Below are 14,004 nucleotides of genomic sequence, written 5' to 3'. Positions count from 1 at the left end.
GCAGCCTCCGTCAGCGGTTGTAGAAGTTCACGGATTGCGGCGTGTATGGCGTGCCTTCGCCCAGGAAGCGGCGCGTCACCTCGCGCCCGCGCTCCGTGGCCGCCGCCTGCCGCGCCAGCTCCAGCGAGGCCGCGCGGTCTTGCGTGATCTGCAGCCGTTGCGTCTGGATCGACTGCTTGGCCTGCAAAGCCAACAACTGGTTCATGGCCTGCATCGCTTGCAGCGCACCCTCGGCCGACTGGCTCTTGCCCACGAGATCGGCCAGCACGCTTTCGTCATCGCTCAGGTTCTGCGACGCCTGGGCCTGCATCTGCATGGTGGTTTGCAGTCCGTTGAGCGTGTTCTTCCAACGCTCCTGCGCGTCGAGATACATCTGGTTGCCACTCACTGTAGCGGCGTACTTCTCGGGATACAGACGTGCGAACTCGCGGTCGATGCTCGTCACGTCATAGGCCAGGCCCTTGGCCTGTGCGATGAGGCGCTGGGTGGTTGCCAGGTTCGCGCGCAACTGGCCCACCACGCTGGACGGCAGGCTGGCCAGGTTGCGTGCCTGATTGATGAGCATCTGCGCTTCGTTCTGGAGCTGGCGGATCTGGTTGTTGATCTGCTCCAGCGTGCGAACCGCCGTGAGCGTGTTCTGCACCAGATTGGTCGGGTCGAGCACGATGTCGCCGACGCCGAACAGCGCGTGCGCAGGCTGCGCGACGCCGAAGGCGAGCACGCAGGCGGCGGTCAGCGCGGCGAGCTTGGGGACATAGGTTTTCATGGCTGGTTCTCCTGTGGATGGCTGGGGATGAGGGCGGCACACGGCGCAGGGCCGGGGAAATCGCGCAGCAGATCGGCCGCCCAATCAAGGCTGCGGTGGCGCAGCCATGCGGCTGCGAACGGAGTGGATGCGGATGAAGCGGCAGCGAGCACCGCGTCGATGTCGCGCTGGTCTTGCGGCGTGGAGGCACCCGCGAAGGCCAGCGTCGCGGCGCCCAGGTCGAGGTCGAACAGGCGGTTGCCGAGGCGGGATTGGTAGTAGTAGTCGCGCTTCGGCTGCGCGGTGGCGACGATCTCGATCTGCCGCCTGCTGAGGCCGAAACCCTCGTAGATCGTGCGAATCTGCGGCTCGGTGGCCTGCGGGTTCGGCAGGAAGATGCGGCTTGCGCAACTCTCGATGATCGCGGGCGCGATGCTCGAATCCTTGATGTCGGCGAGGCTCTGCGTGGCGAAGATCACCGAGACGTTCTTCTTGCGCAACGTCTTGAGCCACTGGCGGATGCGCGCGGCAAACACCGGGTCATCGAGGAACAGCCACGCTTCATCGAGGATCAGCAGCGTGGGCGCCCCGTCGAAGCGTTCATCGAAACGCGCAAAGAGGTAATGCAGCACGGCCATGACGGCGGCCTTGCTGTGCATCAGCTCCTCCATCTCGAAGCACCGCACGTCGGCCATGCCCAGCCGGTCATGATCGGCGTCCAGCAGCTTGCCGTGGGCACCGCCGAGCACATACGGCGACAGCGCCTGCCGCAGCGCGTTCGATTGCAGCAGCACGGAAAGCCCTGTCATCGTGCGCTGCTCCAACGGCGCACCGGCGAGGCTTCCCAGCGCCGACCAGATGGCCGCCTTTTCGTCGGGGCCGACCGCCACGCCCTCATGCAGCAAGCGGCCTTCGATCCATTCTGCCGCCCAGGTGCGGTAGCCTTCGCGGTCGATGCGTGCCAAGGGCTGGAAGGCGATTTCGCCATCCGTCCCGAGGTCGTAGTGCTCGCCACCCAGGCCCAGGATGGTGGCGCGCATGGAACGGCCCATGTCGAATGCGACGATGCGCGAACCGCGATAGCGGCGGAACTGCATTGCCAGCGTGGCGAGCAATACCGACTTGCCCATGCCGGTCGGCCCCGCGACCAGCGTGTGGCCCACGTCGCCGATGTGCGTCACAAGCCGGAACGGCGTGGCGCCGTCGGTGCGTGTCACGATCAGCGGGGGGCCGTCGAGGTGTTCGTTCTTCTCCGGTCCGGCCCATACCGCCGATACCGGCATCATGTGCGCCAGGTTCAGCGTTGAAACGATGGGCTGGCGCACGTTGGCGTAGGCGTTGCCCGGAATGGACGACAGCCACGCATCCACGGCGTTGAGCGTTTCCGGGATGGTGACGAAACCCCGACCCTGGATGACGCGCTCCACCATGCGCAGCTTCTCGTCGGCCACCGCAGGATCGGCGTCGAGCACCGCTACCGTGGCGGTGAGGTAGCCAAAGGCGACTTGATCGCTGCCCAGCTCCTGCAAGGCGGCATCGGCATCGGCGGCCTTGTTGCTGGCGTCGGTATCGACCAGCGGCGATTCCTGCTGGAAGATGGTTTCGCGCAGCAGCGCGATAACGTTCTTGCGCTTGGCGAACCACTGGCGGCGCAGGCGGGCGAGTTCTCTTTCCGCCTCGGCTTTGTCCAGGCACAGAAAGCGCGTACTCCAGCGATAGGCAAAGCCCAGGCGGTTGAGGTCGTCCAAAATCCCCGGCCAGGTTGAGGTCGGAAAGCCCCGCACCGACACCACGCGCAGGTGTTGCTCGCCCAGCATGGGCGCCAGGCCACCGACCAGTGCGGAGTCGGTCAGCAGCGCGTCGATGTGGAACGGCACTTCGGGCACGCCCACGCGATAGCGCCGCGTTGAGATGGTCGCGTGCAGGTAGGTCAGCGTCTGCCCGTCGTCGAGCCAGTCAATTTCCGGCATCACGCCGTCGAGCAGGTCAAAGACGCGATCCGTTTCCGCGACGAACGCTTGCAGCCGCTCGCGCCAGTCCACGCCATTCGTCGGCGTGTTCTCGTAGAGCATCTTGGCTGCACGGGCGCGGGATTCTTCCGGCGGCAGGTAAAGCAGCGTCAGGTGATAGCCGCTCTCAAAGTGATTGCCAGATTCCTCGAAGGTCGCGCGGCGTTCCTCGTCCACCAGCCAGGACAGCGGCTCGGGAAACTCCGAGTGTGGATAGTCGGCAGCGGGACGGCGCTCGGCTTCAATGAACAGCGCCCAGCCCGAACCCATGCGGCGCAGCGCGTTGTTCAAGCGTGCCGACGTAGCGATCAACTCACCCTGCGTCGCGCTGTCGAGGTCAGGCCCGCGAAACCGGGCCGTGCGCTGGAAACTGCCATCCTTGTTCAAGACGACGCCCAGTGCGACCAGCCCGGCCCAGGGCAGCCAGTCGGCAAGCAAGGCTGGGCGCTGGCGATATTCGGCGAGGTTCAGCATCGCGGCGTCCTCCCCTCACACGTCCAGCAGCGGGCGGTACTTGATGTGCCGGGCAAAGACCTGCATGAACTGCGGATCAACGCGCGCACCCCACACCGCCAGCGAATGGCCGACGATCCAGAGCACAACACCCGGAATCCACAGTTGCAGGCCCAGGCCGACGGCAGCGGCCAGCGTGCCGTTGGCAATCGCCACGGTGCGCGGCGCACCGCCCAGCAGGATCGGCTCGGTCAGCGAGCGATGCAGCGGCACCTCGAAGCCGTCCGCGAAGGTGTCCAGGGCACTCATACGACCGCCCCGCCGGAGAAGCTGAAGAACGACAGGAAGAAGCTCGACGCGGCGAACGCGATGGACAGGCCGAACACGATCTGGATCAGCTTGCGAAAGCCGCCCGAGGTATCGCCGAAGGCCAGCGCCAGGCCCGTGGCGATGATGATGATGACCGCGACGATGCGCGCCACCGGACCCTGGATGGATTCGAGGATGGATTGCAGCGGGCCTTCCCACGGCATCGAGGAACCGGCGGCCTGCGCCGTTCCGGCCAGGAACAGCAGCAGCGCGGCCAGCAGCAGCCCTTGCCCCGCAGGGCGTGCCAGGCTGCGCAGCCGTGCCAGGCCGGTCAGATGAGAAAGCGGATTTACGGAAATACGGAAAGCAGGAACGTGCATCTGCGTCATGGCAGTTCTCCAAGGTGGTTGAGGGACGGGGAAGAAAAGTCGGACTGCGATGGCAGCTCGGGAAACGGCATATCCATCGCGTCCGCCAGTTGGTAGCCCACGCCGTCAAAGCCGACGACGCGGGCAATGCTTTCGACGTGGCGATTGCGGCCACGGCCAGCGATGTGGATCACCACATTGACCGCCTCGGCGATCAGCGCACGGGGCGGATTCACCGCCACTTCGAGAATCAGTTGCTCCAGGCGCAGCAGCGCACCCAGCGCGGAGCCGGCATGGATCGTGGCGATGCCGCCGGGATGACCTGTGCCCCACACCTTGATGAGATCCAACGCCTCGGCGCCGCGCACTTCGCCAACGACGACGCGATCCGGGCGCAGGCGCATCGAGGAACGCACCAGCTCGGTCATCGACACCACGCCTGCGCGGGTGCGCAGCGGAACGTGGTCGCGCGCCGCGCATTGCAGCTCCACCGTGTCTTCGAGCACCAGCACGCGGTCGCCCGTGGCGGCGATCTCGGCCAGCAGCGCATTGGCGAGCGTGGTCTTGCCGCTGCTGGTGGCCCCGGCGATCAGGATGTTCTGGCGCTCGCGCACGGCGCGAACGAGAAAGCCCGCCTGGGCGCTGGTCATCATCCCGTCGATGACGTACCGCTCCAGCGGGATCACGCCGATGGCGCGCTTGCGCAACGCGAAGGCAGGCCCCGGCGCGGCGGGCGGCAAGATGCCCTCGAAGCGCTCGCCGGTTTCGGGCAGCTCGGCCGACAGCAGCGGCTGGCCGCGATGCACTTCCGCGCCGACGTGGGCTGCCACCAGCCGGATGATGCGTTCACCGTCCGCTTCGGACATCTCCACGCCCATCGGCGCACGGCCTGATGAAAGCCGATCCACCCATAGCGTCCGGTCGGGATTCAGCATGACTTCAACCACGTCCGGGTCTTCGAGCGCGGCGGCGATCAGCGGCCCCATCGCCGTGCGCAGCATCTGGATACGGCGATCCATCGAAGTCGCAGCGGACGAACGTGGTTCGGGCGGGATTTTCGGCACCGCGCTCATGACGCGCGCTCCTGCGCTTGCGTGGCCGCCGCCGCGTCCTCCATTCGCATCGGGTCGGGATGCAGTTCCTCCACCACGTCGCGCACCAGGCTGCGGCCCCGCAGCAGGTGGCGGCCAAGCTGCTCGGTGAACTGCTCGAAGCGCGCTTTGCCCTGCGCGCGTGCCGCGTCTTGGTGCGCCTCGGGAACCGGCGTGCTCACGGTCAGGTAGTAGCGGATGAACAGAGCCAGCGTCTCGATGGCGATGTTCTGGTCGCGCTCCATGCGCTCGGCCTGGCGCGACAGACGATCCAGCCGCTTGGCAATCGCCGCTTCGCGCTGGTCGGCCGCATCGGGCGACAGCCACGATGCGAGCGCCGCCGCGACGATGGACGACTTGGACACGCCTTTCTTGGCGGCCAGCTCGTCCAGGCGCTTGGCGTGCTCGTTCTGGATGAACAGATTGAGGCGGTATTGGCTCATAGGTCGATTCCGTCGTTGGGGTTCAGCGATGCCAGCCGGGCCGTGCGCTGCATGGCCGGATCGAGCTGGCGAGGAAGTGGAAGCGGAAGGTCGTCGTCGTCATCGAGCAGCCCAAGGTCGGCCACGGGCGCGGCCAGCCCGGGGTCGTAGGCGACGGCCTCAGTTAGCTCGGGCTGACGGCGTGGGCCGCCGTCGTCGGCCGAACCCAAGTTCTCCAGGCCATCGGCAGATGCCGTGGCAGACGCTGCGGGCACCGACGGAATCGCCAGCCCGCTCCAGTCGTCGGGCCGAGACGGCGGCGTGTCTGCGTACAGCCCGTCCGCCAGCGTGGGCGGGGGCAGCACGCGCCGCTTGAAATTGGCGTCCGCGTAATAGCGCAGCTTTTTGGCCTTGATCGGCGCCACACTGGAGACCATCACCACCGCTTCATCGGGTGGCAGTTGCATGACTTCGCCCGGCGTCAGCAGCGGACGGGCCGTTTCCTGGCGCGACACCATGAGGTGCCCCAGCCACGGCGCCAGCCGGTGGCCGGCGTAGTTGCGCTGCGCGCGCAGTTCGGTCGCGGTGCCCAGCGTCTCGGAAATCCGTTTGGCGGTACGTTCGTCGTTCGTGGCGAACGTCACGCGCACATGGCAGTTGTCGAGGATCGAATGGTTCTGCCCATACGCCTTGTCGATCTGGTTGAGCGACTGCGCGATGAGGAAACTGCGGATGCCGTAGCCGGCCATGAAGGCCAGCGCCGTCTCGAAGAAATCGAGCCGCCCGAGTGCCGGAAACTCGTCGAGCATCAGCAACAGCTTGTGGCGACGCTCGATGCCGTCGGAGCCATCGAGTGATTCCGTGAGCCGCCGCCCGATCTGGTTGAGGATCAGGCGAATGAGCGGCTTCGTCCGCGAAATGTCCGAAGGCGGAACCACCAGATACAACGACACCGGATGCTCGGCGGCGATCAGGTCGGCGATGCGCCAGTCACAGCGCGATGTGACTTCGGCCACCGTGGGATCGCGGTACAGGCCGAGGAACGACATGGCGGTGCTCAACACGCCGGAACGCTCGTTCTCCGACTTGTTGAGCACTTCGCGCGCAGCCGAGGCCACGACCGGATGCGTCCCATCGCCGAGATGCGGCGTGGTCATCATCCGATGCAAGGTCAGCTCGAATGGGCTGGCTGGATCGGAGAGGAAGTTGGCGACGCCGCGCAGCGTCTTGTCCTCGCCCGCGTAGAGCACATGCAGGATGGCGCCGACCAGCAGCGCGTGCGAGGTTTTTTCCCAATGGTTGCGCTTCTCCAGCGCGCCTTCGGGATCGACCAGGATGTCCGCGATGTTCTGCACGTCGCGCACTTCGTGCGCGCCGCGCCGCACCTCCAGCAGCGGGTTGTAGGCCGCCGACTGCGCATCGGTCGGGTTGAACAGCAGGCAATGCGAGAAGCGCGAGCGCCAGCCTGCGGTGATGCTCCAGTTCTCGCCCTTGATGTCGTGGATGACGGCCGATGCTAGCCAGCTCAACAAAGTGGGCACCACCAGGCCCACGCCCTTGCCCGAGCGCGTAGGCGCGAAGGTCAGGACGTGTTCCGGACCTTCATGCCGCAGGTACTGGCGGTCGTGCTGGCCGAGGAACACGCCGGCCGGCTGCGTGAGGCCCGCCTTGCGAATGTCCTGCGCGTTAGCCCAGCGCGCAGAGCCGTAGGTGGTGACGAGGCGCGCTTGGCGCGAACGCCAGACCGACATGGCGATGGCAACGCCCACGGCGGCCATACCGCTGGCGCCCGCAATGGTGCCGCCAGTGTCGAAGACCTCCGGCGCATAGGCGCCGAAGAAGAACCACCACTCAAACAGCTTCCACGGGTGGTAGATCGACGTGCCAAGGAAGTCGAACCAGGGCGAGCCAAGGCGTACTTGATAGCCAAGGGCCGCTGCTGTCCATTGTGTGGCGCCCCACACGCCGGCGATCACGGTGCCGAATACGACGGCGATCTGACCGAACAGCACGTTCGTCCCTTGCATGACCTGGCCTCCGATTTCTCCTGCGCTGATTCCTTATGGAAATCGCGGCACAGGAACGTGCCGCAGGCGTCAGGATCGGTGCCGGGTCAGTGCCGGTCAAAGGCCGTTATGGCGGGGATTGAGGCTGAAAGAGCCAGATTTCGCGCGGAAGCGAAAGCAATAGAAACACCACAGACGCGAGCGCGTTACGGCGTGGTGAGGTATCAGCGAGAACTTCGTGCTGTGAAACGGCGGCAAGGAAGTTACTTGGATTTTTTCTCAGGCCGATCACCGAAGAAACGCCGGTTGGCGGCTTCCGCCGCACGCAAGCAGAGTTCGTCGCCGACCTTCGAGCGATCTTCCTTGCATTGGCGCTGAATCTCCTTGATGCGGTCGGGATTGGCGACGAGCGTGTCCACGGATTCCGAAGGTTGAGAGGGGCCACATGCAGTCAAGGTGGCGGCCAGCATCAGCAACATCACGTTGTTCACGGTTCCAATCCTTTCATCGGGTGGATCGGGGATTCCCGATACTGCTCAGAGGTTCTGCTGAATCAATGGAGGCTACCCGGTCGATGAATCGGGCCAACATCTCTGGAGCCTCCGTATCCCGACACAGTAGATAGGTCGTCAGCATTGGCGGTTTACCCGCCAACGGCCGAGCCACTACACCAAGCTCACGGCTGGACGCAACGTGTGCCGCTCCGGCCAAGCCCAAGGCCAGCCCGGCGGAAACCAAGGTCATCATGAGGTCAAAAGAGGCAACGTGCTGAACTATGAGCGGCTCCCGTTCGTACTTGCGCAAGATTCGATCGACCTGACGTGCATGCCCTTCGCAAATCGACGGGTCGCCCAGCACCAGCGGGTAGTGCAGAACCTCCTCCAGCGGAATCTGCTTGAAGGCCAGAACGGGATGGCGAGCTGGCACCGCCACCATCAACTCATCCTCCCAAGCAGGTGTGACCACGATGCCATCACCTACGTCTTCGGCCATCGAAAATCCTGCGTCGTATAGCTCATCGTGCAGACCCTTGATTTGCTGGGCCATCGAAACTTCAAATAACCGAACCTCGACCTCGGGGTCTTCTTCGCGGCACTGCGCAAGTAGCGCCGGCAAGCGGGATGGCGTGATGCCATCGGACAAGGCAATGCGCAATTGCCCGTGATAGCCATTGGAGGCAGACCTGACGCTATCGCGTGCTTGCTCCAGCGCAGCGAAGATGCGCGGTACGTGCTCCAACAGTAATCGACCCGCACGGGTCAATTGCGTGCTGCGGGTAGTACGAACGAACAGGCGCGCACCAAGGTCTTCCTCCAGCTCCTTGATGGTGCGAGATAGCGGCGATTGGTCGATGTGTAACCGTTCAGCAGCCCGAGCAAAATGAAGCTCTTCCGCGACTGCGGTAAAGCATCGAAGGTGGCGTAACTCCACTTCTGCCCTTCCTAGCGTTTCAGATCGTCCACGTCCCGTGGGATGCAGCCGGATGCTCCACGCATGTGAGAACACCAAGAACGCTGTCCTTCCAAACCGAAAATGCCCAAGGTGCGATGCAAGTGATTCAGCCAAGACTGCATAGTAAGTGATATATTACTTACTATGCTTCGGAAAATCAATGACTAAATTCACCGTTGGACTGGGCAGCTCCCTCCCCGGACGGAAGACGAATCAGCGGCTGTCAACCGATGCTTGGAAATATCTTCGCGCAGGATTCGCCGGATTTCGACGATGGATGCGGCGGTTTCCTGCACGCTGTGTCCGGACACGATGATTTTTTCCGACTCGGCGCCATCCAGATGCGCGCTTCGATAGGGAACCAAACCATCGTCCGATTCAGCGAGAGGACCGTTAGCCTGCCGCCTCGCAACGATCGAGTGATAAGCCACCTGATCCGAGATTGGAAGCTCGCTCGTAGCTTTGACGAAGGGGTCGTTTTCGTCGAGTTGGTCAATGCTGTTGGGGATGTTCTGCAAGATCGTGGCGTGTGCCGTGGTCTCCGCGCGCGCCGGGAAGGCGTCGCCGAGGGTTGACAGCAGCGTCAATGGCAAGCGGATCAATCCGGCAACCCAACGCCCAAGTCCTTGTCCGGCAACCACGGTTCCACGGTGCGGTGTGGCAACGAATACCACGCGATCAACACCTGGAAATGGCCGAAAGCGCAAAAGAGGGTCAAGTTGAGAGCGGGTGCTCCCAAGACGATCCAGATCGATCCTGGGGTCCGATGCGGCCCACTTCCACAGTTGCTGGTCAGCCGTGGAGACCATCAGCCGCGCCAGCATTCCTCCCATGCTGTGACCAATCAACACCAGCCCGTGGGAAGCCAAGGTTTCCTCATCAGGGTCGAAGTGATGCAAAGCGGCCGCCAGAACTTGGCGGATTGCTGCATGACTGGCTGGTACAGGCATATTCGTGGGGTAATAGACCTCCCACACTTGGAATTCGCATCGCAGCTCTTCATCGGCCAGAAGCTCATTGGCAACGTTGACCCATGCTTCGGGGCTGCTCGCCAATCCATGCATCATCACGATGATGCGCCGCCGCGGGTCGAACGGCTGCATCAGATACAGATGCGGGTGATCGATGCCACGCTCACGCCCAAACAACCCTCGCACGGATTGCTGGTTGAACCCCGAACGCGCCAACCACAAGCCGTAGCCAGCCGTAAAGTTACCAGCCAGCGGAACGCGTTGGCCGTGGAGTTGCAAATAGTCCTGGACCAGGGGGTCATACACACCGACGATGAGTTCATGCGAGGCAAGCAGCTCATCGACGGTGAGTGCATCAAAGCGAAGCACTACCGTCACGTTGGGCGTTGGCATTTCGCTCCAGGCGGGAAATGTCCTCGGGCGCTCGTTGCCGGCGGGAGACCCGTCTGAGTCGTTCAGTGATATTGGCTCTGCATCCGTTACGGCCACCAATTCGGCACCCAAGCCATCCCTGCGATAGATGCCGCGCAGGCCTTGGAATGCCAGAACGTTCGCAGGCAGCAACTCGCGTGGCGTGGTCGCATCATTGGGCAGCCGGGCGTTCAAGTCGACTCGCAAAACCCAGTCACCCAAGCGGAATACCGCTTTGGCTCCGCCAGCATGCGCACGAAGTGCTTGGTGCTGTAGGCCAAACAATTGCGTGACCGTTTTTTGCACCGCGTAGTTGTACCAATCGCGCACCTGCGTCTGCCGCTCCTCAAACGCGCGCTCGCCGGGCGAGCGCCCAGTGAAAAAGAGATACGCGTAAGCGTGCCGAGCTGTCTCGATCCAAGCGGAAGTAGAAGCGGTGCGACTGTTTGGGACTGTTGTCGAGATCGACATGGCATGCTGCAGCCATAGTTCAGCCAGTGCCGACAACCTGGTTTCTCCATCCAAGTCCTTCATCATGGTCAACGCCTCGATACAAGTGAGCGAGGCGTTCGCTGCGCAGGCCCGTTCATCGAGCCCGGTAACGCGAATCGTCTGCACGGTCAGGGCGCTGAGTTTGCCTTTGCCGAGGAGATCGCCGCGTCGTAGGGCGACGTATTCATCCGGCGTCATCGCGCGTACAGCGACAGAAGGTTTGAATTCACTGACAACCGCGCAACCACCGAGCGCAAACGCGGCAGCGATCACGATCAACCATCGCCAGAAAAATGCAAGGATCACGTGGATTACGTGGATCATGACCGGGAGCTGCGTACCAGCATCGCAGAATCAACACCTGAAGCGAGCGCGACATTACCCGTGAAATTGCATTTCATACGCGGTTCTCTTTGCCCTGAACAAGAGCACGCTGACGATGCGCCAAGATCAGCGCAATGGCGCATGAGGCTATTCGCGTGCGGCGCGAGTCCGCGCGACTGGTGAGCACAATCGGCACACGCGCGCCCATCACGATCCCCGCACTGTCGGCTTGGCCCATGTATTCCAGTTGCTTGGTCAGCATGTTGCCGCTTTCCAGGTCGGGAACGACCAAGATGTCAGCTTGCCCGGCCACGTTCGACTTGATGCCCTTGACGCGCGCGGCATCGGGAGAGACGGCGTTATCAAAGGCCAGCGGCCCGTCGAGCACACCTCCGGCAATCTGGCCGCGATCGGCCATCTTGCACAGTGCCGCTGCGTCCAGGGTCGAAAGCATGCGCGGGTTGACGGTCTCGACCGCCGCCAGGATCGCTACCTTGGGCTCGGCAATGCCGATGGCGTGCGCCAAGTCGATGGCGTTGCGCACGATGTCGGCCTTGATTTCGAGCGTTGGAGCGATGTTGATGGCGGCGTCGGTGATGATGAAGGGCCGTGGGTAGCTGGCCGTCTGCATGATGTAGCAGTGCGTCAATCGGCGCTCGGTGCGCAGGCAGGCTTCGGGCGCCAGGATGGCACCCAGGTACTCGTCGCTGTGCAAGCTGCCTTTCATCAGTGCCTGCACCTCGCCCTTGCCAGCCAGCCGGGCGGCGATGGCCGCTGCAGCGTGGCTGTGCGGCACATCGACGACCTCGCTGTCTCCCAGTTCCAACCCCGTGTCGGCCGCAACGGCACGCAGCTTGCCGAGCGGCGCCACCAATACTGGCGTGATGACGCCGGCATCGCGCGCGTCCAAGGCACCGCCCAAGCTGAGCGCGTCACAAGGGTGCACCACCGCAGTGCGAACCGGGGCCAAGGTTTTGACATGGGCGATAAGACGCTCGACACCACTTGGAGGATCGGCGCGAACGCCCTCAGGGGCTTGTTCATTCATGTGGTTTTTTTAGCTTGTTTGCGCGAGTTGGATGCCGGCGTTGCGTACCGGCGTTGTCGCTGGCCTCGACTGGCGTCCGTGCGGCTGAGCGTGTCTGGTCACCATCTCGGCTCGACTGGCGCACCAGCATTACCGGAACTGGTGCGATGCGCGCCACTTGCTCTGCATCGCTGCCCAGCAGCAGCCGGTTCATGCCGCGACGCCCATGGGTGCCCAGGATGACCAAGTCGCAATCGCTCACCTCGGCCTGCTGTGCGATCTGTTCCGACACGCGTGCGGTGCCGCTTTCAAGCAGCACCGTCTCTGTGGCAATTCCGTTCCGACGAAGCCGACTCGCAGCTTCATCCAGCAACGCCTGGCCGGCTTCGAGGAAGCGTGGGCGGACATCCTTGATGTAGACCTCGGGACGCTCGAAGCCCGTACTATGCCGGGTTGGTTCGACGACATGCAGCAAGATCACGGTGGCGCCGCTCAGGCGTGCCAGTTCTGCCGCATGATCGAGGGCCAGGAAGGATGTGGAACTACCGTCCAGCGGCACCAGAAATCGGGAATACATGGAACTCCTCCAGGAGTTGGTGACTGCCGCGTCGGAAACCGCCCGCGAGGGCCGCGGGTTCTCCCAACTCATGACATGTGCTGGCCACCGTTCATCGCCACGTTGCTGCCCGTCATGAAGGCGGCAGCCTCACTGGCGATGAAGGCCACCAGCGCCGCGATCTCGTCCGGATGACCGAGGCGGCCGACTGGAATCGCATCGATGATCTTCTGGCGCACATCCTCACGCACCGCCATCACCATCTCGGTGGCCAGGTAGCCCGGCGAGACGGTGTTGACCGTCACGCCCTTGCGCGCCACCTCCTGCGCCAGCGCCTTGGTGAAGCCGTGCACGCCGGCCTTGGCCGCCGAGTAATTGGTCTGGCCGAACTGGCCCTTGCTGCCGTTGATCGACGAGATATTGATGATGCGTCCCCAGCCAAGCTCCACCATCGGGTCGATGAACGGCTTGGTGACGTTGAACATGGAGTCCAGGTTGGTGCGCAGCACGGCGTCCCAGCCGGATTTGTCCATCTTGCGCAAGGTCGCGTCACGGGTGATGCCGGCGTTGTTCACCAGGATGTCAACGTGGTAGCCGTCCGCCTGAATCTGACGCGCCAAAGCCTGGGTCGATTCCCAGTCGCCGACATCGACGCCGTAGGCCACGAACCGGTAGCCTTTGGTGTCCTGCGCGTCGAGCCAGGCAGCGACCTTATCGTTGCCGGGCGTGTGCGTGATGATGACGCGGTGGCCCGCGTCGTCCAGGGCGCGGGCAATGGCCGCGCCAAGACCGCGATTGCCGCCAGTGACCAGGGCGGTTCGTCCGGAACTGCTCATGTGCACCTCCTTACTTTTTGGCCTTGCCCTGAGGCGCGGCGCCTGGCGCGCTCCAGGGCTGCGTCCATTGCTGACAAAACTGCGCGAAAGAGGCTGTGCCACCGCTGGCGCCGAATACTTCGGAGACGGATGCCTGCCAGGTCGTCAGCGCCTCGCGCAGGCCATCAGCGAATGCCGCCTGGCTCTTGGCAGCAGCCTGGCCGACCGCCTGTGTATCGCCCATACGGCCCTGACACAATCGCCAGAACACCTCGGATGGCAAGGTGGCAAGCGCCTGCCAGTCCGCCGCCTGTTGGAGGTTCTGGATGCGCGAGGTGGTCTCCAGCACGCCGCCAGCACTGAGCTGTTGCATGGCTTCGAACCAGTGGTGGCCGCTTTCTTGCAGCAAGCGAGTGATCTGAAGCTGCAACTCGGCATTGGCCTTGTAGAGTTGGATGGGCAGTTCGTTGTTCATTTCAATTCTCCACGGTGGTGATGTGCCCCTCTGGGGCGGGTGTGGGCCATGCCTGCGCAACGACCCGATGAAAGTTGA

General features: G+C 63.7%; 13 protein-coding genes and 1 pseudogene. All 14 read right to left on the bottom strand.

Annotated elements, in window-relative coordinates:
- Window positions 1-10: 10 nt before the first annotated feature.
- A complete protein-coding gene (trbJ, locus tag QY917_RS02910) occupies window positions 11-766 on the bottom strand; it encodes a P-type conjugative transfer protein TrbJ (protein ID WP_054666143.1) in 756 nt (251 codons plus the stop codon).
- A complete protein-coding gene (gene trbE, locus QY917_RS02905; protein WP_054666146.1) occupies window positions 763-3,228 on the bottom strand; it encodes a conjugal transfer protein TrbE in 2,466 nt (821 codons plus the stop codon). The genes trbJ and trbE overlap by 4 nt, the downstream gene beginning before the upstream one ends.
- Window positions 3,229-3,243: 15 nt before the next feature.
- A complete protein-coding gene (locus QY917_RS02900) occupies window positions 3,244-3,516 on the bottom strand; it encodes a VirB3 family type IV secretion system protein (protein ID WP_054666156.1) in 273 nt (90 codons plus the stop codon).
- Window positions 3,513-3,905 (bottom strand): TrbC/VirB2 family protein, encoded by a 393-nt coding sequence (locus QY917_RS02895; RefSeq protein ID WP_054666159.1) that lies wholly within the window; start codon window positions 3,903-3,905, stop codon window positions 3,513-3,515. The genes QY917_RS02900 and QY917_RS02895 overlap by 4 nt, the downstream gene beginning before the upstream one ends.
- Window positions 3,902-4,957, bottom strand: a complete 1,056-nt coding sequence (trbB, locus tag QY917_RS02890; RefSeq protein ID WP_054666162.1) for a P-type conjugative transfer ATPase TrbB — start codon at window positions 4,955-4,957, stop codon at window positions 3,902-3,904. Before trbB ends, QY917_RS02895 begins: the two co-directional genes overlap by 4 nt.
- Window positions 4,954-5,418, bottom strand: coding sequence for a ribbon-helix-helix protein, CopG family (locus QY917_RS02885; protein WP_123676506.1), 465 nt, complete (start codon window positions 5,416-5,418; stop codon window positions 4,954-4,956). Before QY917_RS02885 ends, trbB begins: the two co-directional genes overlap by 4 nt.
- Window positions 5,415-7,424: a conjugal transfer protein TraG gene (locus QY917_RS02880; protein WP_054666165.1), complete on the bottom strand. Its 2,010-nt coding sequence runs from the start codon at window positions 7,422-7,424 to the stop codon at window positions 5,415-5,417. The genes QY917_RS02885 and QY917_RS02880 overlap by 4 nt, the downstream gene beginning before the upstream one ends.
- 242 nt (window positions 7,425-7,666) lie before the next feature.
- The gene (locus tag QY917_RS02875; RefSeq protein ID WP_054666167.1) at window positions 7,667-7,894 is read right to left on the bottom strand and encodes an EexN family lipoprotein; all 228 of its coding nucleotides are present in this window, start codon (window positions 7,892-7,894) and stop codon (window positions 7,667-7,669) included.
- Between the two features lie 13 nt (window positions 7,895-7,907).
- Window positions 7,908-8,834 (bottom strand): LysR substrate-binding domain-containing protein, encoded by a 927-nt coding sequence (locus QY917_RS02870; protein ID WP_054666170.1) that lies wholly within the window; start codon window positions 8,832-8,834, stop codon window positions 7,908-7,910.
- 191 nt (window positions 8,835-9,025) lie between these two features.
- On the bottom strand, window positions 9,026-11,053 hold the full coding sequence (locus QY917_RS02865; RefSeq protein WP_123676507.1) for a triacylglycerol lipase: 2,028 nt from the start codon (window positions 11,051-11,053) through the stop codon (window positions 9,026-9,028).
- A gap of 73 nt (window positions 11,054-11,126) precedes the next feature.
- Window positions 11,127-12,056 (bottom strand): annotated as a pseudogene (locus QY917_RS02860) (bifunctional enoyl-CoA hydratase/phosphate acetyltransferase); the annotation flags it as partial.
- A 37-nt stretch (window positions 12,057-12,093) separates the two neighbouring features.
- On the bottom strand, window positions 12,094-12,657 hold the full coding sequence (locus QY917_RS02855) for a universal stress protein (RefSeq protein ID WP_082394023.1): 564 nt from the start codon (window positions 12,655-12,657) through the stop codon (window positions 12,094-12,096).
- 68 nt (window positions 12,658-12,725) lie between these two features.
- Window positions 12,726-13,472, bottom strand: coding sequence for an acetoacetyl-CoA reductase (phbB, locus tag QY917_RS02850; protein ID WP_054666176.1), 747 nt, complete (start codon window positions 13,470-13,472; stop codon window positions 12,726-12,728).
- 10 nt (window positions 13,473-13,482) lie between these two features.
- Window positions 13,483-13,926, bottom strand: a complete 444-nt coding sequence (locus QY917_RS02845) for a phasin family protein (protein ID WP_054666179.1) — start codon at window positions 13,924-13,926, stop codon at window positions 13,483-13,485.
- Window positions 13,927-14,004: the final 78 nt, after the last annotated feature.

This window comes from Diaphorobacter sp. C33, assembly GCF_030503915.1.
Classification (GTDB): Bacteria; Pseudomonadota; Gammaproteobacteria; order Burkholderiales; family Burkholderiaceae_C; genus Diaphorobacter; species Diaphorobacter nitroreducens.
Note: the sequence above shows the minus strand (reverse complement) of the source record. Positions and strands in the feature narration are given on the sequence as shown.